The sequence below is a fragment of the Algibacter sp. L4_22 genome, from assembly GCF_023473045.1.
Lineage (GTDB): Bacteria > Bacteroidota > Bacteroidia > Flavobacteriales > Flavobacteriaceae > Algibacter.
Genome location: NZ_JAMCOK010000004.1, coordinates 245004 through 266461 on the forward strand (window position 1 = coordinate 245004; position 21458 = coordinate 266461).

Sequence of the window (21458 nt, forward strand, 5' to 3'; positions counted from 1 at the left end):
GAGGAGTAACGGCCTTTTTGTTTATATTTTACACAGATGTTTTCGGACTTCATACTGTACTGTTGGAGCCTTAATGTTGATATAAAGGTTCAGTGATGGAATTAGTGGTGTTCTCATTGGGATTATAGGCGATCTCACAAAGTCTAAATACGGAAATTTTCAACCTTGGATTTTGTGGACAGTTGTTCCAAGAGCTATCAGTTTATAATTATTGTTTTCAACCCTTGATTTTAATCCAACATGAAAAATAATTTATGCTTATATCACTTCTAATAGAGCTCACTTTAATTTATGAGATTATAAATTAATATTTATAAAATAAACTATTATTGGTTTCGGTCAATTGATTATTTGAATGGTAAAATAAACTTGATAATGTACTAATTAAATTATAAGTTTTTATTTAACCCAATGGTAATACAATTTTATAACACACTCATATTCAAAAGGTGTTAATTTGTAGCTCTCTTAAAATGTAATAGCATTTCGATTTATTTATGGGTAAGAAACAGGATTACGATAAAGCCTACAACGAATATTGGTGTCAACTATATACCTATGCTAATAATATATTAAGGTCTCATGAAGCTGCGGAAGATGTTACGCAGGAAGTTTTTCTTGATCTTTGGAATAGGTTAGATGGTTTAACGATAGACCATTATCGTGCATATTTATTTAAAGCGGTAAAATTTCAGTGCATAAAAAAGTTAAGAAAAATGCCTTTTACAGAGGTGCACTTAGAGAAAGTCGATGCCATTTTATCTTTAGATGATACCGAATCTAATTTAGCTTTGGAAGAGAATAAAATATTATTGGTTGAAAAAATAGATGCTGCGGCAAACGATTTATTACCAGAGCGTTGTCTTCAAATATTTAAACTCCGTTTTAAAGAAAACTTGAGTTATAAAGAAATAGCGAGTATGTTAAACATATCTACTAGTACCGTGGATAATCAAATAAATAAAGCTTTAAAAACCTTAAGAGAATCTGGGCTTTATAATTCTGAAATGGTACTACTACAAATTATTTTAATGGGTGTTGCTTCGGCTTCATGTTAATAAAGTGTAAACTAAGTTAACAAAACTTTAAGTCCTTAAAAATAGATAGGGGCTTTTTATTTTTCTGGTACTTATTAGTAAAGGGATGTTATTTCCAGAGCTAAATAAGTATTATGATAGAGCATAGGTTTAAGGCTATTTTAAAAAAGTATGAAAAAGAAATAGCTTCTAAAAAGGAAGTGGATCTGATTGAAGCTTTTTTTGATGATCTGCAAAAAGAGGCAGGCCATTCGCTAGATGTTAAAAATAACCTGGCGCTTAAGAATCGTATATATAACGCGGTTGAGAAAAAGAAAAAAACCAACAAAATTTGGTATTGGTCTGTAGCCGCTTCCATACTTCTATTGGTCAGTCTTGGTTTTTATACATCAACTACTCATAACGGTTTTTTTAATGCATTTGGTAATACTGAAATGGGCCAAATTATAAATAGCACTAAAAAAGGAGAACAAACTAAGGTGACTTTGCCCGATGGTTCCTTAGTAATTTTAAATGGCGAAAGTTATATAGCGTATCCTAAACAGTTTAATGATTCTATTAGGGAGGTTACATTAAAAGGGCAAGCCTTTTTTGACGTATCTAAAAATCCTGATAAACCATTTGTAATTCAGTCCGGAAATATAACTACTAAAGTTTTAGGGACGTCTTTTAATATTCGGGAGGGCGATGCTATGGTTGAGGTTATTGTTAGCACTGGGCGTGTTAACGTTGTGTCTCAAACGCAATCGGTTTACCTAAATCCCAATCAAAAAGTGACTTATAAAAACACTTCAAATAAGCTATATAAAACAGATACCAATGCCGAAATAACAAATTTATGGTGGAAAGGCGATGTAGTATTGTCTAAAATAAAAATACAAGATTTAGCGAGTGAACTTCAAAAAATATATGATATACCTTTTGTTTTTAAAAGTGATGTACTAAAGAGTGTATACCTCTATTCTTTTAGATTATCTAAAAATGAAGACTTAAGTGAACTAATAGAACGGATAAATTTTATAACAGAAGTAAAACTAATAAAAACAAAAAACATGGTGGAAATTACTAAAAAATAAATAATAAAAGAAAGGGATCTGCTCCAACAGACCCCTTGATAATAAGTATTGAATTAGAACAAAATTATAAAACAAACACTTAATTAGATGAAACAATTATTTCGGAAACAATTCCAATTAATATTATTTATATGTTTTTTTAGCACGTATCATGGTAATGCATCGTCTCAAAACATTAATACAACAAACCTAACTTTAAATGAACAAGGCGTTACACTTGTCCATATTTTAAGCACAATATCCAATAAAACCGATTTTAATATCACTTATGGCGATTTTATAGCTAGCAATAATAAAAAATATAACGCAATTTACAAAAATGAATCTTTGAATTTAATTTTAAAAGATTTAAGTAAGCGCGCTCAGTTTAGCTTTAAAGTTAACGATTTGGATATTTTAATTGGTAAGGCGTTATCTAAAACTAATATTGGTGTCATTCAACAAAATGTAAAAATTACAGGTAACGTTATCGATGAGATGGGCATGCCTTTATTGGGTGCTAATATTGTTGAAAAAGGTACAACTAATGGAGTTACCACAGATTATGATGGTAAGTTTGCTTTAACGGTTAGCAATAGTAATAGCTCTATTATAGTCTCGTATATCGGATATGCTAATCAAGAATTAGATTTAAATGGTAAAACCAATATAGGGGTCACTTTAAAAATCGATGATTCTAAATTAGATGAGGTTTTAATTGTGGGGTATGGTAGTGTTAAAAAGAGCGATTTAACGGGGTCGGTTTCTTCAGTGTCTTCAAAAGATTTGGTCGCTTTTCCGGTAAGCGATGCCACACAAGCTTTACAAGGTAGAGCTTCGGGAGTGTTGGTACAATCTACTAATGGGGCGCCAGGTTCGGAATACAGTATCCAGATTAGAGGGAATACTTCTATTAATGCGGGTAACGACCCGTTAATTGTTGTCGATGGATTCATTGGAGGTATAATGCCTCCTTCCGAAGATATTAAATCTATGGAGATTCTTAAAGATGCATCATCTACAGCTATTTATGGTGCTAGAGGTGCTAATGGGGTTGTTATTGTGAGTACCAAACGAGGAACAACGGGAAAGGCTAAATTTAGTTTTTCATCCTCATATGCTACGCAAACAGAAATTAATAGGCTAGATTTATTAAATGCCGATCAGTTTACAGATTATATACAGGAACTAGATCCTGACTTTATTCCAGAATTAACAGGTATTGGAACAAATTGGCAAGATGAAATATATAAAACAGGTAGTGTACAAAACAATCAACTTTCCGTGTCTGGCGGTACAAATAAATTGAGTTATTATTTGTCTGGAGCTGTGTTCGATCAAGAAGGTATTGTTGTCGATTCGGATTTTAAAAGATATTCTATAACTTCAAATTTAGATTTAGAAGCTTCGGATAACATCAAATTAGGTTCAAGCATTTTTGTGCGTAGAACCAATAGAAATGGGGTAAAAAGTCAAGAAGGTGGAGATGCGGCGCAAACGGGTGTTATTTCTAGTGCTTATAAATTTTCACCAACGCAGGGCATAAGAGATATAAACGGCGATTATGCATTAAGCGTGGTTGGTTTTCCTATAGATAATCCATACGCGCTATCTACAGAATATCAAAATGAAGCTATAAACGATTTGTTTCAAGGAAATGTATATGCTGAAATAGGTGTTGCTAAAGATTTAAATTTTAAATCGACTTTAGGTGTTAGTATTAATAATTCTAGAACAGGTCAATATTACCCAACAACTTTAGATCGTGGTAATAGTGTAGGTGGTGAGGCTACCTTAAACACTCGAAAGAGTACGAGTTTTATAAATGAAAATTATTTAAACTATTCTAAATTAATAGGAAAAGTACATGATTTATCGATTATGGTTGGTTATTCTTTACAAAAAGACAGGTCTGAAACGTCTAACTCTTTGGCTTCTGGTTTTATTTCAGATTCCTTTTCGTATTGGAATTTAGGAGCTGGTACAAATGTAGCTTCGGTAGATTCTGAGTTGTCTGAAACAACGTTTGAAGCGTTCTTCGGAAGAATTAATTATACCCTAAACAATAAGTATTTGTTCACATTTACTGGAAGAAACGAAGGCTCATCGGTATTTGCAAAAAATAATAAATACGGCTTTTTTCCTTCTGCTGCTTTTGGTTGGAAAATTTCTGATGAAAACTTTCTTTCAAATTCTAATACGATTAGTTTATTAAAGTTGCGATTAAGTTATGGTAAAGTAGGTAATCAGGCCATAAGTCCTTACCAATCCTTGGCTTCTTTTACCGATGTTTTTACAACCGTTCAAGGTAGCGCTGTTACTGCAATACGCCCATCTACAATTTCTAATAACGATTTATCTTGGGAAACAACAGCACAAACCAATATTGGGTTAGATCTTGAAATTTTAAAAAATAGATTTGCTTTAACCTTAGATTACTACAACATGAAAACAACCGATTTGTTGTTTAATGTCCCGACTCCAAATTACACAGGTTTTCAAACACAACTACAAAATATTGGAACCGTAGAAAATAAAGGCTTTGAGTTCGCTTTAAATGCAAATATTTTTCAAGATGAGTTTAAATGGAAAACCTATGGTAATATTTCTTTTAATAGAAATAAGATTATAAAACTTGTAGAAAACGATACTGAGGGTAACGATATTTATTATTCGTCTAATCCATTATCGGGAGGCGGAACGACGCAATTGTTAAGAGAAGGTGAATCAGTTGGTCAATTTTGGGGATATATTTATGATGGCGTTGTACAATCTGCCGATGAGGTTCTTATAGGTGGTGAAGATGTTGGTGGTGAAAAATTTATAGATCTTAATGGTGATGGCGAATTAACCGATGATGATCGTGCGGTTATTGGAGATCCTCATCCCGATTTTAATTGGGGTTGGAGTAATGATTTTAGCTATAAAAACCTAAGTCTTAATGTGTTTATTCAAGGTGTTCAAGGTGGCGAAATCATGAATTATACCCTCATGGAGTTAGGAGCTCTAAACGGAAGAACCAATGTAACAACGGATGCGCTTAATCGCTGGACACCTACAAATACAGATACCAATATTCCCCAAGCTAGAATAAGTAGAAGTTTTGTGACTTCGGATAGATGGATAGATGATGCGAGTTATGTTAGGTTAAAAAATATTTCTTTGGGTTATAATTTTCCTGAAGACGTTTTAACAAAAATTAATTTGTCTGCGGTGAGGCTTCATGTTAGTGGTCAAAATTTATTAACACTTACTAGTTATAAAGGTGTAGATCCAGAAGTATCATACAGTAATTCTAGTAGTAATATAGGACTAGATTATGGTAGTTACCCCAATGTTAAATCGATCACTTTTGGTTTAAATATCGAATTTTAGTATTAAAAAATAAATAATAAAATGATGAAGAGTATAATAAAATTTTCAGTACTAGCTGTTTTGAGTTTAATAGTAAGTTGTGCAGATTTAGACGAAGAACCAATTGGAACACTAACACCAGAAGGTTTTTTTAATACCATCGACGACGTATATCCTATGATAGATGGAACATATGGATTAATGGCTTCTTCAAGTTATTATGGTGCTGGCCTTACAGTACCATTGCAACTTATGAGTGATATGGTGGATAATGGCTATGAATTTGGCGATTATGCCGAGTTTAGTCGGTTTTTGGTAACACCAACAAATTCATATGTTTCAGATCTTTGGGCGTCGTCATACCAAACCATTGCAACAGCAAATACGGCTATTCAAGGGGTTGGTTATTTAAAAGGTGCAGATGATAGTGAAAAATTGATGGCCGAAGCAGAAGCTAGGTTTATAAGAGGTTTTTTGTATTATCATTTAGTGAGGCTTTATGGTAATATTCCATATCTAGATAGTCCAGATATTGTAGATCCTTTAAGTGTAGAGCTTTCAAGTTCTGAAGTCGTTTATGAGCGAATTATTGAAGACCTGACATTTGCTTTTGATAATCTCGATATGGACTCTCGCGGAAGTGTTAGATCTCGTCCATCAAAGGGAACTGCAGCTTCTTATTTATCTTCTGTTTACATGACTTTAGGTGAGTGGCAAAAATCATATGAAACTGCAAAATGGGTTATAGATAATGCAGGAGAGTTGAATTACTCTTTAGCCGATGATTATCAAGATATTTTTAGAAATAGTGAACAATGGACGTCTACGGAAGATATATTTACGATAGATTTCACGAACAATCAAACGGGGCAAAACCCTAATCCTACAACTTATGAAAATGATAATAAAGTAGGACCATTTAATGGAATAGAAGGAGGTGTAAAGCCTATTAGGGGTTGGAGCATGTTAGTACCTCATATTAATGTTTACAATACTTGGAATACAGAAGATTATAGGTTAAAAGTAAGCCTAGCCGATTCTTTGATTTTAGATGATGATACAGATATTGTTAGGCCTTATACTGATTTTGAAATTTCAAGACCTCACATAGCAAAATTTAATAGATTTCCTGGTGAAGGAAGAACTACAGCTGGATGGAGATCAGATTTGGATTTTGTTGCTTTTAGATATGCCGAAGTAATACTAATAGCTGCTGAATCTGCTAATGAAATTGGACTTTCTTCAGAAGCTATTGGATATGTAAATCAAATTAGAAAACGAGCTAGAAATGCTGGAGAAATTGATTTTTATGGAAGTGGCTATGGAGTATATGCGCCATCTAGTTTTCCCGAGGATGTTGTGTCTGGAATAAGTGCAAGTGATTTTAGAAATTTAATTTTAGAAGAACGACGTATAGAATTATCATTCGAATTTAAACGATGGTACGATATCGTTCGAAGAGATTTAGGTAATGCAGTGTTTGGTTTAAGTGGTTTAGAGCCTCAATCTAACTTTAATACAGATAGATATTTGTTACCAATACCACAAGATGAAATGAATAAAAATGAGAATTTTGTTCAAAACACAGGTTATTAATTAGTTATTAAACTAACTGACTATTACAAATTGGAGTTGTTATGTAATAACTTCAATTTGTAATATTTAAAACATAATTGTAAAGTAAAATAATGTGTAATAATAAAAGATATAGCGTAGTAAAAAATACATTACTTGTAATTGCCTTTTTGTTATCTTTTAAAGGGTTTGCACATGGAGATTTAAGTATAAAAATTCAAGAAAAGACAAAAGAAATATTAAAAACCCCAAAAGACTTTAAATTATATTATCAACGGGGTTTATTATATCAACAACATATTGAATATGCCAAAGCTCTCAAGGATTATAATAGTTCTAAGGTTTTAGGTAATACTAATAGAGTATTGCAGTATAGAATGGCTGAGGTTAATTATCTAGCCATGGATTATGAATTGGCTTTAATTAAGGTGAAGTTATATTTAGAATCTGGCGAAGGAGATGTAAAAGGAAAAAAGCTTGAGGCTCAAATATTATTTAATCTAGAGCAATATAAAAAAGCTTTAAAATCTTATCGGTTTGTAATTAATAAGATGATCGATCTTCGACCAGAAGATATTATAGAATATTGCAATATTATACTTGCAGAAAATAATAAAAACTTTAAGGGGGCTTTAGAAGCTATAGAGATTGGATTAAACCAACTTGGCCCTAAGACTTTATCTCTTCAACTCAAAAAATTAGAATATTTAGAAGATTCTAATCAAACCCAAAAAGTATTAAAACAATACAATTATTTTATTCTAGAATATTATAGGAACGAGTTTTGGTATTTCAAGAAAGCGAAATATTTGGTTAAAATAAATAAACCAGAAGAAGCGAAAATAGCATTAAAACTAACTGCAATAGCTATTGAACAATTGGATGAGAAATTTAAAAATATGAATTCAAGAAGAAAAATACAAAAAGAAATTAAAAAATTATATAACGAAATTAATAACAGTGAACTATGATTAAAAAAAATGTACTTTTTATAATGATGCTTTTTACGGCATATTCATTTTTACAGGCACAAACACAAAAAAATATAGGCAATCAAATTATTAAAGAAGAGGAAAGTGTTTCTTCCATTGTTGTGCAACGTGGTCCTTATCTACAAAGTGGTACGTCTTCTAGTGTTATTATCAAATGGAGAACAAATGTTGCTACCGAATCTTTTGTTCATTATGGCACATCTTTGAAAGCTTTATCAATGAGCGTTACTAATACTAATTTAACAACCGAACATGTGGTTAAGTTAAAAGAGCTAAACTCAAGCACAAAATACTATTTCAATATAGGAAACAAGATGGAGATTCTTACAGAAAGTCTTTTAGGTGATATGTACGTAATAACTGCACCTGAGTTAGGTACCGATCAATTTGTTCGCGCTTGGATATTAGGAGATCCTGGAACAGCTAATACATCTCAAAAAAAAGTACGTGATGCTTATTACAATTATGTAGCTAAAGATTCTGCAAATACAGATATGATGCTTTTTTTGGGCGATAATGCCTATAGCACAGGAAAAGATGAAGAATATCAAGAAGCATTTTTTGATGTTTATAATGAGATGTTTATGAAATCTGTAGCGTGGTCTTGTATAGGAAATCATGATGGATATTCAGCAGATTCCGATTCGCAATCTGGGCCATATTACGATATTTTTACGTTTCCAACAGAAGGAGAAGCAGGAGGGGTAGCATCGGGTACCGAGGCATATTATGCTTTCGATTATGCTAATATTCACTTTATAGTATTAGATTCTCATCATTCAAATCGCGAAATTGAAGCTCCTATGTATAATTGGGCATTAGCCGATATGCAAAACACAACACAAGACTGGGTTGTTGCTTTATTTCATCATCCGGCATATTCAAAAGGATCGCATGATTCTGATTCGGAAGACCGACTTATCGATATGAGGGAAAATTTTATGCCTATGCTAGAAGCTAATGGTGTTGATCTTATTTTAAACGGGCATAGCCATTCCTATGAACGGTCTTATTTTTTAAATGGTCACCATGGATTATCTAATACATTTAATACTGCCGAAATTACAAATGGCGGACATACTGTTGGAGTTACAGGGCATGGAGATGGTAAAGCAAATGGAAATGGAGTATACCAAAAAGCTAAAGAAACTACAGAAGGAGCGGTGTATATTACCACAGGATCTGCAGGACAAATATCGGGTGGTGATTTAAATCATCAAGCTATGCATGTATCTTTAAACTCATTAGGATCATGCGTAATGGAAATTGAAAATGATGGAAAAGGTGGGCAAAATTTAAACGTAAAGTTTGTTAGAGAGACAGGTGAAATTGATGATTATTTTAGCATCAATAAAACAGGAATAGTACTTGATGTGGATAAGGTTAATCCGTTATCTAAATTAGTAGAGAGAGATTCTAAATCTCATCTTATTGCCGTAAATGAGATGCTTCATATTGAAGTAGCTGCAGAGAGACTAAAAAAAGTTAAGTTTTTTAATGAAGTAGGGAAATTAATAAAAAAGAGTAAAAAAGAAGTAATTAACGTAAGCGGTTTAGCTTCTGGTTTTTATGTTGTTGAGATTAAGACGAGTAAAGCAACATATTTTAAAACACTTAAAATAGAATAATTAAGTTTACTAAATATTTTTGTTTTTAATGTATTGTAATACACTTTTTTATTAGCTTGAATCGTCTGTGGTAATGAGATTATTATTTGTCTCCAATTCCAAGTATTACTAGCCATGAGCTATAAAGTATGATTTTATAGCTCAAAAGGCTTTTTAGGCATGCAAGATATTTTGTTTTTTAAGCCTTATTTCAGGTTTTTTTAAGGTTGATTATTCGTAATGTACAACTATTGTTTTATTATTCTAAGGAGCTAATCCATGGTTGTTTAGTTCCCCATTTTAAATTTGGTTTTGAAGATGTTTCTATTTCTAAAAGACCTCCATCTAAAAGCTCTTTATGAGTAAGCCAATTACGATCTATATTCTTTCCATTGAATATGACTGACTTAACATAGAAATGGTCTTTGTCGTAATTTTTTACGTTAATATTTAGAACTTTGTTATTTGGGAAATTAATTGACACCGATTTAAAAATAGGTGCTGTAAGGTAATAAACCGGAGAGCCTACATTAGCAGGGGAAAAACCTATACTTCTCATTACAAACCATGAAGACATAGTGCCAGAGTCGTCGTCCATGGTGCGTAAATAAGCTTTAGGTTTGTTATTATATATCCTTCCTATAAATGGATCAACGCCTTTACTGTTGTTATTAAAATAGTTTTGTACTACAGTGTCCAACATTATATTACGATATAATTTTTGAGATTTCCATGGTTGTTTCGATGCGTTGTACATTCCTGGTACTTGCAAATCTGGTTGGTTAGCATGATTATAACTATAGGTATCAAAAAAATCATCTAATTGATTTATGTACTCGTTTTCGCCTCCTGTTAATTCTATTAAGCCTTTTACATCAAAGGGAACAAACCAACGGTATTGTAATATGGTGCCTTGATACAAACCTCTTGCTTGCATAATATCAACATCAGTTTTTGAAAGATCTGCAAAGTCTTTTTTCCAGATTGTTTTATACTCTAAAGATTTGGCTTTATACTTTTTACTTAAAGTACTGTCTCCTATAATTTTCATTAATTTACTTACAGCCCAATTATCATAAGAGGACTCTAATGCTTTATCTGGGGAGTTATAAACGAGTTTATTAGCTTCTGCAATTAAAGAGTCTTTTATAGTTTTTAAATCTAATTTATAACCTTTGTTATACGCGTCTAAAAGCACTACCGATGCATGCTCCGTACGCACAGTAGGAGAGGGCTCGTGTTGTGTGGCCCAGTCATTTTTACCGTATAGATATAGATTTGCAATAGATTTCGATATGTCAGCAAATTCATTTGAATAAAATAAAGATAACATAGGCAATTGTTCGCGATAATTATCCCATATAGCCCAGCCGTTATAAATATTATGGTCGGTTTTTTGAATAGACCCGTCTATTGCTCGATAGGAACCATCGTTTTCAGAAATTAAATAAGGTGCTTGTAGACCTCTATATAGTAGAGAATAAAAAAGAGATGTTCTTTCTTTTTTACCAGTTACTTGTATCGTGCTTAAAAGTTTTAGCCACTCCGTTTCAGTTTCTTTTTTTAATTCTTCAATAGATATGGATTCTAATTTGTCTTTAGCATATTTAGTGTTTACAGATGAAAAACCTAAATGAACTTGCATATCCGCATCTAAATTTTTTCGCTCTGCTATAAATATGTGATCTTCAGTCTTTTTTAATGATTTTATGTTCTCTACTTTTAAAGCGTAATAGATACGATATATTCCTTTACTACATGTTGTTTTAGTATCTATCCAACCGGTAATAATATTGTCTGTTAAGGTGTTTTCTTCAGCAATAAATCTGTCATCAAAAGCAAAAGATAAATCTATTTTTAGACCACTTTGAATTTTTGGGAAGTGATAACTTTGGATACCAAAATTATGTTTTACACTCATTTGAGCCTTTATACCGTTTTTGAATGTTACTGAATAAAAACCAGGTTGAGCGTTTTCTTTTTCTTTTATAAGATTAGTTTTTTTTGTCTCTTCTATAAAAGGTGATATTAAAATGTTTCCACCGCTACCAACACAGCCAACACCTTCTATTCGTGTAGTTGTAAACCCTAAAAACTCTTTTGCATAATATTCGTAACCTGCATGAATGTGTGGTGTTGTTTGTGGCCCCATACTCATCATATTAAAGGGAGATGATGCTGATGGAGACATTTGACCATGATCTCCAGAGGTTCCTAAAAAAACATTTACAAGTTCAACTGGTTTTTTATTTTGCTTTACTTGAGCTAAACAACATTTAAACGTTAGTAAAAAAATAGAAAAGATAATAAAGTTATACTTTTTCATAATTGGTTTATGGATCTAAAGGGTCTAAAGGATTTTGGTGTAAGGATTCTATTTTTGGCTGATACTCTAATGTTGTAGAGTTAATTCTTTTTAAAATGAATGCTGGAATATAGCCTAACTCCTCTTTGCATCGCTTTATAAAACTATCTTCCCCAACATATTTGCTATGCCCGTTATTTGTAACAACAAGACCTAATTTCTCTAGAGGGATTTCGTTATTAATTATAAGTCTTGATGCATTACGAAGGTTGGTTGTGGTATGTCGAGCATAAGGATCTATTAGTATTCTATTTTCGGGGATATGATACCGATTTATTAGTTCTTTTTTCATTTCTATAGCTTCTGCAAAAGGAGCTCTAAATGGATGAGCATGGCCACCTGAAACAATAATAATAGGAGCATTTTTCTTCTGATATTCGATAACACCTAATTGCAGATTTAATTTACCAAGAGCTGTTAAAACATCTTTATTATTCTCAGGGCCGTTTCCTAAAATTAAAATGGTTGAATAAGGAAAATCATCAAAATTAATCTGAGTTATAGCGGCAATAGTTTTCTTGTTTTCTCCTGTAGTTAGCGGTTCATACCTTGCAGATTCATCTCTGTGATTCATGTATAAAAGCGCTAATGTATAATCTAAAGATGGTTGGAAAAATAAATTGGTTAAGGATTCTTTTTTATGAGTTAGCATATCGCTCCACATAAATAAAGCTCCTTTATAATTTTTTTCTTTTATATTGTATGAGATGGAATCTATGGTGTGGTAACGGCCTTTTTCTCCTAATCCATAGACAGAAAGTGATTGGTTGATAGCTTTGGCGCAAAGTTCCCAAGCGGCACTTATATACTCAGGGTTTTTTAAAGATTTAAAATTTTCATATTTCCCCGACGGACGTAAGTTTTTTGTGATTAATTCTTTTAAAACCTTATTAGATTTCACCTCTTTACTAAGTATAGATGAAATGTTTGTAATCTCTGTTTCTGAAAATTTGTAAGCATTTATTAGTGGTATAATTTCAAGTTTTTCATTCTTTAAATTAACTGAGACACTTTCTTTTTTATTATTAAATATTGTATTTAGTTCTTCGTTGCTTTCTAAAATTGAAACTAATTCAGGATCGCTTTGAATAGCAGAAAATAGATAGAAATTTTGATCTTGAACTTTAGAATAGGATACAGATGCTTTAAAATTCGGGTTAAAGTTTGTTGTGTTTTGAGCAGTAATAATATTTATTAAACCGATAAAAAACACAACTAAATAAAGTTTTTTCATTGTATAAGTATTAAAAAGGAAGCCCTTTCGAGCTTCCTTATTTTATGATTAATAATTGTTGTTTTGAGTTACAGTTCCTTCAGGAACACCGTCAATGTATCTTTGTGGTATTGGCCAATATTCATTTTTGCCCTCAGTAAACACTGCATTTGTAAGATGACTTCTTTTTGTTTTTTCAACTAAGAGGTAATCGTCTATAACTTCTTTTGCAACACCCCAACGAACTAAATTGAAAAAGCGATGACCTTCCATAGCTAATTCTAGCCGAGTTTCTAAATAAACTGCGTCTCTTGCAGATTCAGGGTCGGTCCAGGTTTCGTTGTAAGTAGAAATGCTATAATTCGCTGCATCGGATGAGCCATCTAAACTTTTTACATATTCTGAATTAATTACACGCTGACGAATTTGATTTACTAAAGTTCTAGCATTTTCTAGATTACCTAACTCCATTTCTGCTTCGGCTTTCCATAAAATAACTTCAGCATACCTAATAATATAGTAATTAAGCGCATTTACATAGGGCCAAGTGGCAACGTAGTATGACGAATTTGCTGAAACGATGCGTTTTTTAGGACCATATGGTCCGTAAGTAGCCAAATCTCTAGCCCAACTTTCTTCATATAGAATACCTAAATCTTTGTAAGGGATGTTTGGTCGGCCAACAGTAATATCTAATCTAGGGTCTACAAAATCATTAGTAATTATATCAATGTTTTCATCTAGAGGTAATCCCGAACTTGATGTTTTAAAGGCGTTAATTAAATTTTGTGAAGGTCTGTGAAACCCGTATTGAGCATAAAACGGACCTCCTGGAGCAGTTAGCCTGTCACCAATACTACCATTATAATTATTTGGTTGGCCGTCGTCTATAGAATGCTGAACAGCAAATATTATTTCTTTATTGTTATCATTTTCAGGAAGAAATAATTGTTTATAATCATCCATCAAACCGTAGCTGCTAGTCATAACTTCATTGGTAGCTTCAATTACGTTTTCCCATTGTCCTTGGAATAAATAACATTTTGCTAAATAAGCTTTGGCAGCGTTTTTAGTTGGTCTTCCTAAATCAGCTTGAGTTTCTGGAAGTCCATCGTATGCATTTTGGAAGTTCGCTTCAATTTTGGACCATAACTCATCTGATGTGAATTCTGTATTCGATCTAGCATAGTCTGCAACTGTTTCAGCTGTTTCATCTATATAAGGAATTCTATTATATATTTTTTTTAACTCAAAGTAATAATGGCCTCTCAAAAAAGATAATTCAGCTAATCTTTTAGTTTTTAGTGTAACATCAAAATCATCAGAAGAATTTAATAATCTAATAGCTTCATTGGATCTTTTAACACCTTCATAAAGTGCGGACCATTTGCGTTCTACATCAATAATAGTAGGGTTTGTAGCATAAATTTCCATTTGATGAATGTTGTTTTGATCTCCAGTACCGCCACCACCTTTGTAGCAATCGTCTGAAACAACATCCCCAAAACTCCAGTTAGAGTCCGGTGAGTTATATGCATTACTTGCGCTATCAAATTGTCCGTTTAAAACGCTATAAGCTGAAATAATAGCTCTTTCTATATTTTCAGGTTTTAAAATCTCGGATGGCTCTACTTCTCCATAAGTGGTTTCTTCTAAAAACTCATTGGAGCAAGAAAAGTGTTGAAGTGTGATTCCTATTAAAAGTATGTATTTAATTTTATATATAAGTTTCATAATGTTTTTTTAAAATTTTAGATTAAGACCTAATGTAAATGTGCGCGATGGAGGATAAATTCCGCGATCGACTCCAATATCTAAATTTCTGTTATCGGATGAGTAATTTTGTAATCCAATTTGAGGATTCATTCCGCTGTAATCTGTAATTGTAAAGACATTTGTAGATTGTATGTATACTCTAAGTTTTTTATCATTCATAAATGATTGATTAAAAGTATAGCCCAGTTGCAACATGTTTAGTTTAATATAAGATCCATTTTCAACATAAAAAGAGGATGGTCTGATATTGTTATTTGGGTCATCTAGAGATAATCGTGGAATTGAAGAATTCGTGTTTTCTGCAGTCCATGCGTTTAATAAATCTGCACTTTTATTGTATGCCGATTGATTAAAGAAATGAGTTTTGTATTTTGTTAAATTGTATAAATCATTTCCAAAACTACCATTGAAGAACATTCCTAAATCTAAGTTTTTATAGTTAAAATTAAGATTCATACCTAATAATACATCTGGGTGAGGAGAACCAATAAATGTTCGATCTTGATCATCTAAAACTCCGTTTTCATCAATATCTACAAATCTAATATCACCAGGCTGAGCATTTGGTTGTAACCCATAATCTGTAACTTCTTGCGCGCTTTGAAATAGACCATTAGCCTTATAGCCGTAAAATGATCCTATAGGTTGGCCTATAGCACTTCTAGAAACTTCTTGATCAAAATTAACCGAGTGAAGTGATGAGCTAGGTATACCTAAAAATGGAACATTGTCTAATTCTGTAAGTTCATTTTTATAGGTTGTAAAATTAAGACCTACTGCGTAACCAAAATCATTGATGTTATCGCTGTAATTTAGGTTAAGTTCAAAACCTTTATTTTCCATTTTGCCATCATTAATCCATTGTCCGTCATTAGTACCTCCATAAGTAAGGGGTATGATGTTATAAATTAAAATATCGTCTGTTTTTTTTGTATAATATTCAGCAGATAATTCTAGTTTATCATCCCAAAAACCAAGATCAACACCTATTGTTGTTCCTGTTGTCGTTTCCCATTTTAAATCAGGGTTTGGAACACGAGTTTGAGTAAGTCCTGTACTTACCACATTTTGACCTCCTCCAATGGAGTAATCTGAGTATGCATTACTATTGCTGTAACTATCAACTGTAGAATAGGACGGTAGTTGTTGGTTTCCTGTTTGTCCCCAACTACCTCGTATTAAAAATGAAGTAAATGTATCACCTAAATCAAAAAAATCTTCTCTGTCTACACGCCATCCAGCTGAGAAGGCAGGAAATGTTCCATAGTTGTTATTTGCTAATCTAGAAGTGCCATCTCTCCTTACTGTAGCTGTAAAAAGATATTTTTCGTCGTAATTATATCTAATTTGAGCAAAATAAGAGCTTAAAGCCCATTCATTGGCATTTCCATAATTTAATTGGTTTTCTGTACCATTACTTAAGTACCTAAAGTTGTCATCTTCATATAAAAAATTCTGTCTTGATGCTCCAAAACCTTCATAATAGTATTTGATTGCCTCTTGACCTAAAAGTAGGTTGATATTATTCAAACCTAATTTTTTGGAATAGTTTAATGTGTTTGTCCAAATTAATTGGTAGTTAAAACTATTGCTTGTGCTTAAAGAATTGGTATTGTTTTGTGCTAAAATTTCATCATAAATAGGAGAAAAATCACGAGAGTTATTGTTTTGGTAATCCATCCCTAATGATGTTTTAGCACTGAAATCACCTAACTTTACGGTTGCAAATATGTTACCTATAGCTTGTATGCTTTTGTCCGCATTGTCTTTATTCCTATCTAGCTCTCCTAGTGGGTTTTGTAGATCGTTAATTGAATTACCAGCAAAATCTCCGTTGTTATCTTTAACAGGAATTATTGATGGAAATTGAAGCGCATTATAAACAATACTACCCAAGGCAGAGTTTGTACCTACTGAAACACGCTCTTTATATGACGCTGTGAAGTTTTCTCCAATAGTTAAAAAATCGGCAACCTGATAGCTTGAGTTTAATCGAACTGAATAACGTTCATACCCTGTGTTTTTTATAATACCTTCTTGGTTATAGTAGCCAATGCCAAAAGATTGTTGAGATTTTGAATCGCCTTTAGACATAGTTAAATTATAAGACTGTACTGGCGCAACTTGCATAATTTCCTTAATCCAATTAACATCTGCACTTGGAATGGTTTGTTCTGCATTTAGAAAATCTGGAATAATGGCATTATTTGGATCATTACCATATATATCACTGCTAGGTGTTTTTCCATCATTTATTGATGCCTGCCAAAGTAAATCACCATATTGTTGTGCATTTAAAGTGTTAGGAAGGTTGAAAGATGCTTGTAAACCATTATAGATATTCAATGTGGTTTCAAAGCTACCTTTAGTACTTCCTTTTTTGGTGGTTATTACAACAACACCATTTGCAGCACGTGAACCATAGATCGATGATGATGCGGCATCTTTTAAAACTTGTATGGTTTCTATATCGGTAGGGTTAATTCCGTCGAGTCCGTTTGAAACAGGTACACCGTCAACAACAACTAATGGGTCGTTATTATTTATTGTACTAAAGCCTCTTACTCTAATTGAAGTTCCACCTCCAGGACTATTATCACTCATAATTTGAATACCAGGAAGACGACCTTCTAGCATTTCTGCAACATTTGCTACGGGTTTTGTGTTAATTTCTGCAGGAGATATTGAGGCTACAGAAGCTGTTACATTTTTTCGGTTTTCTGCAGTATAACCAACTATAAGAACTTCTTCTAAAAGTGATGTATCTTGTTTTAATTGTATTTCAATTTGTTTTTGGTTATCTATTGATATTTCTTGTGTTTCATAACCAACATATGATATGGCAATAATAGCATTAGACGTGTTTAAAGATATGGAGAAATTACCATCAAAATCAGTCGTTACACCATTAGATGTACCTTTTTCTATAATGCTAGCTCCTGGTAAAGGCACGTTGTTTTCATCGAGTATTTTACCGGTCAAAGGGTACTTTTGAATTGTAGCACTTTTTTCGTTAGGTTTAGACTCAGTGTTTTTTCGTTTTACTAAGTAAACTAACCGGTCTTTAAAATTAAATGAAACGTCTGTATCCTTAAAAACACGTTCTAAAATAGAATCTATTTTTTCGTTTTTTGCTTTTAACGTGATTAATCTTTTAAGGTTAACATCGTTTACTTTGTAAATAAAACGAAATTGAGAAGTGCTCTCTACCTCGTCGATAAACTCGCTTATAGAAACGTTTTCAAGGTTTAAAGATACTTTTGTGCGTTGTGCATAGGATTCTTTTGCTTGTAATGAGAATAGTGTAAATAGAAAAAATACGGCTGTTAGTTTCATTTTTAAATCGAATTTACCTGAGTGATAGGTTCTTCTTTTTGTTTTAGTAAGAGTTTTTTTCATACTTTTATGGTCTTAATTTGTGGTTATTTTTGATATAATCACTGCTTTATAATCGGGAAATGCTCGTAACATTTTCCGATTTTTCTGTTTTTCGCAGTGAAATTTTTTCGAAATTTTTAATTGTTTTAGATTTTGAGTTTTTCAATTCATAGGCATAATTTAATTAGTGATAATTATTTTATTTTCTGAAATGGAATATTTTAGTCCATAATTTTCTTTTAGACTCTCTAGGATTACATCGATTGGTTCATTTCCGAAGCTAGCGTTTAAGATTGTTTTAGAAAGATTACTATTTTGATTAACTATTTCTATATCATAATAGCGTTCTAGTTTTTTTAGAATATTTTCAAAAGCCATGTTCCTAAAAACAAGTTCTCCATTAATCCAAGAAGTATAAATATCTGTACGTACAGTTTTGGTTCTAATATTACTATTTGATTTGTTGAACCTTGCTTGATCTCCAGGTTTTAAAATTGTTTTTTTATTGGACTTTTGAGAATCATCATATAGAGCAACTGAGCCTTCAACTAGAACAATTTCTGAAACTGTATCTTCTGAATAAGCCTGGACATTAAATTCAGTTCCTAAAACTTTGACATTAAGTTTATCTGCATTTACAATAAATGGGTGCATACTATCTTTTACAACTTTAAAATAGGCTTCTCCTTTAATAAAAACTTGCCTGTCTATTCCTTTCAAAAATTTAACAGGATATTTTATAGATGTTCCTGCATTTAAATGAGCCGTAGTTCCGTCTGATAATTCTATTTCGAATCTTTTACCATAGGGTACTGTAAGAGTATTATAAACAAGCTCTTTTGTGGAGTTTCCTTTTTCATAGACCAAACGTTTTCCTTTTTGAGTTCCAAGTAAATTTCCTTTTTTGTTAACTAAGGCATTTGTTTTTGAATTCTCGTCAATAACTTTTATTGAACCATCTTCTAACTCTAAAGTTATAGCATTTGTAGGGTGCGTTATTTTTGTATTTGCGTTATGCTGTAAATACAAATAACTTACTACCATAAAACCAATGAAAACAGCCGCAAAAGTTTTTACACTTAAATAATTAGACTTTTTCTTCTTTTTATTGTCGTAAGTTTTTATTGTAGATCGGATTCTTCTTAAAAGTTCTATTTTTATTTGCTGTTCTTCAGAAATATTCCATTCGCTTATTAAATCTTTAAATTGTGCTTTATCACAAAAAGAAAAAAGTATATTTTTTTCCCTTTCAGAGCATTCATTTTCTGAGTGTTTTTTAGCTAATCTTAAAAATTCTTCTTTAGTCATAATGTCCTTTTACAATAGAAAGACGCAGAACTCTTGAAGTTCTCACATAGAAAAAAATGTAAAAAGCCTTATTTAACTGATAGATAACATTGAGGAAACAAAGTGGTAACCTATCAAAAAAAAGAAAATATGAATAAAATAACCATAGTCCTATTAATAATAGTCCTTAGGTGCTTTAGAGCTAAGTATAATTGATTTTCTACGGTTCTTTGAGAAATTTTAAAGTAATTAGCAATTTCTATGTTAGAGTAGTCATCATAACGGCTCATAAAAAATATATCTCTACACCTTGTCGGGAGCTCTTTGGTTGCATTTTCTATAATGTACTTTAAATCACTACTCTTTGTTGTTTCATCTATTTCTGGAGCAAAAGATAGCGTCGTAATAATTGTTTCGTCCAATTCTGTAAATTGTACTTTTCTTAATAGTGAGATTGATCTATTTTTTGCGGAAACGAATAAATAGTTTTCGAAAGAAGTGATATTTAAAGATTCTCTTTTAATCCAAATGTTAGTAAATATTTCGTGAATAACATCTTCAGCTAGTCCTTTATCATTTAGAATATTTATGGTGTATGAAAAAAGTCTTTTCCAATAGATGTCATAAAGTTGACTAAAAGCTAATTCATTTCCGTTTTTGATCAATATTAATAGTTGCGTATCGTCTATCTTCTTTAATCTCACTTAATTTTAATTTTTTTGAAAATTAAGAAAAGAGATTGGTACAATTTAAATTCGTTCGTTAAGTAATTATTAATTTTAGTTTATGTTAGGTTCATTTATTGAACTAGAATGATTCAAAATTATGTGTATAATTAACTAGAAATTAGAGTACACGATTGCGTACACGGTTTTCTTAAAATAAGGTAGAAAAAGCGTCAAATTCGGGATTTTGTCCTCATATTGTTGCCAACGATTATGTGTATGGTTAAGTAAGTAGTTTAGTGAAAAAAAACTTGCCTGATAAAATTCCGAAAGAATTTTCCAAATAGGCACTTGCCAAAGCAGTTAATTATACACATTGTTAGTAGCTGTTTTTATTATTGATTTTTAGATAATTCTATTAGCACTCTAATTGCTTTTTTTGAGTCTTTTTTATCAACGAAAATATGGTCGTGATAATAACCAGTAATAACATTTCAGCTAATCTCATTTTTCGCTAATTCCGTTGAAAATATAGCTGTTTAATCTTCAGCATCAAGCGATGAATGAATTATAAGTTTAATCTAAGAAGCAATATATTCATATTTAAAGTTAAGTTTGTCTGCTTTTTTTCTCTCAAGAACAATAGTTGTTCCTTACATTTTCTTTGAATTCATAAATAGTATCTTTTCGGTCAATTATATTAATATCTTTTATTGTTGAAAACACATACTCTCCATCAATCGGTTTAGGCGTCATTCCTTTTATTAATTCCGATAAATTTGTTTCCCCAGCCATTTAATGTTTCGTTTTATAATTTATAAGCGAAATTAAAGATACAATAGTCCACACTCCTTCAAGTATTATAAAAGGAATGTATTCCATAAGTATTGAAGCAAAACAAGCCATACTTGCACCAATGAGATTTAGTGAAATAAAAGTTAAATCAGTGCTTTTTATTTTTCCGATTACATTAAGTATGTATGCTAATAGTATTTGAAAAACTCCAATAAAACCAATCCAATCTATATTATTCATTAGTTCTTTTTTAACTTGTTGCCAACGGTTGTGCTAAGCTTAGTGTGGAGACAGGAAAACTTTTCGTTTCTGTCTGAGCACCAAGCTAAATCTTATTGTTTTGATTTATATTTTTCTGT

14 protein-coding genes are annotated in these 21458 nt (G+C 31.8%); 6 read left to right on the forward strand and 8 right to left on the reverse strand.

Translation table 11 applies throughout. From position 1 onward, the window contains the following. The first annotated feature begins 497 nt into the window (after nucleotides 1-497). From M4I23_RS12655 to M4I23_RS12680, 6 genes are all read left to right on the forward strand, one after another. Nucleotides 498-1058, forward strand: a complete 561-nt coding sequence (locus tag M4I23_RS12655; RefSeq protein WP_249754634.1) for an RNA polymerase sigma-70 factor — start codon at nucleotides 498-500, stop codon at nucleotides 1056-1058. 113 nt (nucleotides 1059-1171) lie between these two features. Continuing rightward, nucleotides 1172-2113 carry a FecR family protein gene (locus M4I23_RS12660; RefSeq protein ID WP_249754635.1) on the forward strand — a complete coding sequence of 314 codons (942 nt, stop codon included), beginning with the start codon at nucleotides 1172-1174 and terminating at the stop codon, nucleotides 2111-2113. A gap of 87 nt (nucleotides 2114-2200) precedes the next feature. Then, nucleotides 2201-5467: a TonB-dependent receptor gene (locus M4I23_RS12665; RefSeq protein ID WP_249754636.1), complete on the forward strand. Its 3267-nt coding sequence runs from the start codon at nucleotides 2201-2203 to the stop codon at nucleotides 5465-5467. A 21-nt stretch (nucleotides 5468-5488) separates the two neighbouring features. Continuing rightward, complete coding sequence (locus M4I23_RS12670) at nucleotides 5489-7042, forward strand: RagB/SusD family nutrient uptake outer membrane protein (protein ID WP_249754637.1); 1554 nt, start codon at nucleotides 5489-5491, stop codon at nucleotides 7040-7042. Nucleotides 7043-7134: 92 nt separating this feature from the next. Further along, a complete protein-coding gene (locus M4I23_RS12675; protein WP_249754638.1) occupies nucleotides 7135-7992 on the forward strand; it encodes a lipopolysaccharide assembly protein LapB in 858 nt (285 codons plus the stop codon). Continuing rightward, a complete protein-coding gene (locus M4I23_RS12680; protein ID WP_249754639.1) occupies nucleotides 7989-9641 on the forward strand; it encodes a metallophosphoesterase in 1653 nt (550 codons plus the stop codon). Before M4I23_RS12675 ends, M4I23_RS12680 begins: the two co-directional genes overlap by 4 nt. A 238-nt stretch (nucleotides 9642-9879) precedes the next feature. Here the strand turns inward: M4I23_RS12680 and M4I23_RS12685 are convergent, their stop codons facing one another. The 8 genes from M4I23_RS12685 to M4I23_RS12720 all read right to left on the reverse strand — a co-directional run bounded on the left by M4I23_RS12685 (nucleotide 9880) and on the right by M4I23_RS12720 (nucleotide 21339). Next, nucleotides 9880-11946: a glycoside hydrolase domain-containing protein gene (locus M4I23_RS12685; protein ID WP_249754640.1), complete on the reverse strand. Its 2067-nt coding sequence runs from the start codon at nucleotides 11944-11946 to the stop codon at nucleotides 9880-9882. Nucleotides 11947-11953: 7 nt separating this feature from the next. Next, the gene (locus M4I23_RS12690; RefSeq protein ID WP_249754641.1) at nucleotides 11954-13219 is read right to left on the reverse strand and encodes a YdcF family protein; all 1266 of its coding nucleotides are present in this window, start codon (nucleotides 13217-13219) and stop codon (nucleotides 11954-11956) included. A 48-nt stretch (nucleotides 13220-13267) separates the two neighbouring features. Then, the gene (locus tag M4I23_RS12695) at nucleotides 13268-14932 is read right to left on the reverse strand and encodes a RagB/SusD family nutrient uptake outer membrane protein (RefSeq protein WP_249754642.1); all 1665 of its coding nucleotides are present in this window, start codon (nucleotides 14930-14932) and stop codon (nucleotides 13268-13270) included. A 9-nt stretch (nucleotides 14933-14941) separates the two neighbouring features. After that, nucleotides 14942-18373 (reverse strand): TonB-dependent receptor, encoded by a 3432-nt coding sequence (locus M4I23_RS12700; protein ID WP_249754643.1) that lies wholly within the window; start codon nucleotides 18371-18373, stop codon nucleotides 14942-14944. A gap of 159 nt (nucleotides 18374-18532) precedes the next feature. Beyond that, on the reverse strand, nucleotides 18533-19660 hold the full coding sequence (locus M4I23_RS12705; RefSeq protein WP_249754644.1) for a FecR family protein: 1128 nt from the start codon (nucleotides 19658-19660) through the stop codon (nucleotides 18533-18535). A gap of 113 nt (nucleotides 19661-19773) precedes the next feature. Beyond that, the gene (locus M4I23_RS12710) at nucleotides 19774-20343 is read right to left on the reverse strand and encodes an RNA polymerase sigma-70 factor (protein WP_249754645.1); all 570 of its coding nucleotides are present in this window, start codon (nucleotides 20341-20343) and stop codon (nucleotides 19774-19776) included. A 594-nt stretch (nucleotides 20344-20937) separates the two neighbouring features. After that, entirely contained in the window at nucleotides 20938-21099 is a 162-nt protein-coding gene (locus M4I23_RS12715; RefSeq protein WP_249754646.1) for an ACT domain-containing protein, read from the reverse strand. After that, nucleotides 21100-21339, reverse strand: coding sequence for a hypothetical protein (locus tag M4I23_RS12720; RefSeq protein ID WP_249754647.1), 240 nt, complete (start codon nucleotides 21337-21339; stop codon nucleotides 21100-21102). Nucleotides 21340-21458 lie beyond the last annotated feature (119 nt).

Excerpts from the sequence above, each read along its gene's own strand:
- M4I23_RS12655 (WP_249754634.1), top strand. The coding sequence starts at position 498 with ATGGGTAAGAAACAGGATTACGATAAAGCCTACAACGAATATTGGTGT.
- M4I23_RS12660 (WP_249754635.1), top strand. The coding sequence starts at position 1,172 with ATGATAGAGCATAGGTTTAAGGCTATTTTAAAAAAGTATGAAAAAGAA.
- M4I23_RS12665 (WP_249754636.1), top strand. The coding sequence starts at position 2,201 with ATGAAACAATTATTTCGGAAACAATTCCAATTAATATTATTTATATGT.
- M4I23_RS12670 (WP_249754637.1), top strand. The coding sequence starts at position 5,489 with ATGATGAAGAGTATAATAAAATTTTCAGTACTAGCTGTTTTGAGTTTA.
- M4I23_RS12675 (WP_249754638.1), top strand. The coding sequence starts at position 7,135 with ATGTGTAATAATAAAAGATATAGCGTAGTAAAAAATACATTACTTGTA.
- M4I23_RS12680 (WP_249754639.1), top strand. The coding sequence starts at position 7,989 with ATGATTAAAAAAAATGTACTTTTTATAATGATGCTTTTTACGGCATAT.
- M4I23_RS12685 (WP_249754640.1), bottom strand. The coding sequence starts at position 11,946 with ATGAAAAAGTATAACTTTATTATCTTTTCTATTTTTTTACTAACGTTT.
- M4I23_RS12690 (WP_249754641.1), bottom strand. The coding sequence starts at position 13,219 with ATGAAAAAACTTTATTTAGTTGTGTTTTTTATCGGTTTAATAAATATT.
- M4I23_RS12695 (WP_249754642.1), bottom strand. The coding sequence starts at position 14,932 with ATGAAACTTATATATAAAATTAAATACATACTTTTAATAGGAATCACA.
- M4I23_RS12700 (WP_249754643.1), bottom strand. The coding sequence starts at position 18,373 with ATGAAAAAAACTCTTACTAAAACAAAAAGAAGAACCTATCACTCAGGT.
- M4I23_RS12705 (WP_249754644.1), bottom strand. The coding sequence starts at position 19,660 with ATGACTAAAGAAGAATTTTTAAGATTAGCTAAAAAACACTCAGAAAAT.
- M4I23_RS12715 (WP_249754646.1), bottom strand. The coding sequence starts at position 21,099 with ATGGCTGGGGAAACAAATTTATCGGAATTAATAAAAGGAATGACGCCT.
- M4I23_RS12720 (WP_249754647.1), bottom strand. The coding sequence starts at position 21,339 with ATGAATAATATAGATTGGATTGGTTTTATTGGAGTTTTTCAAATACTA.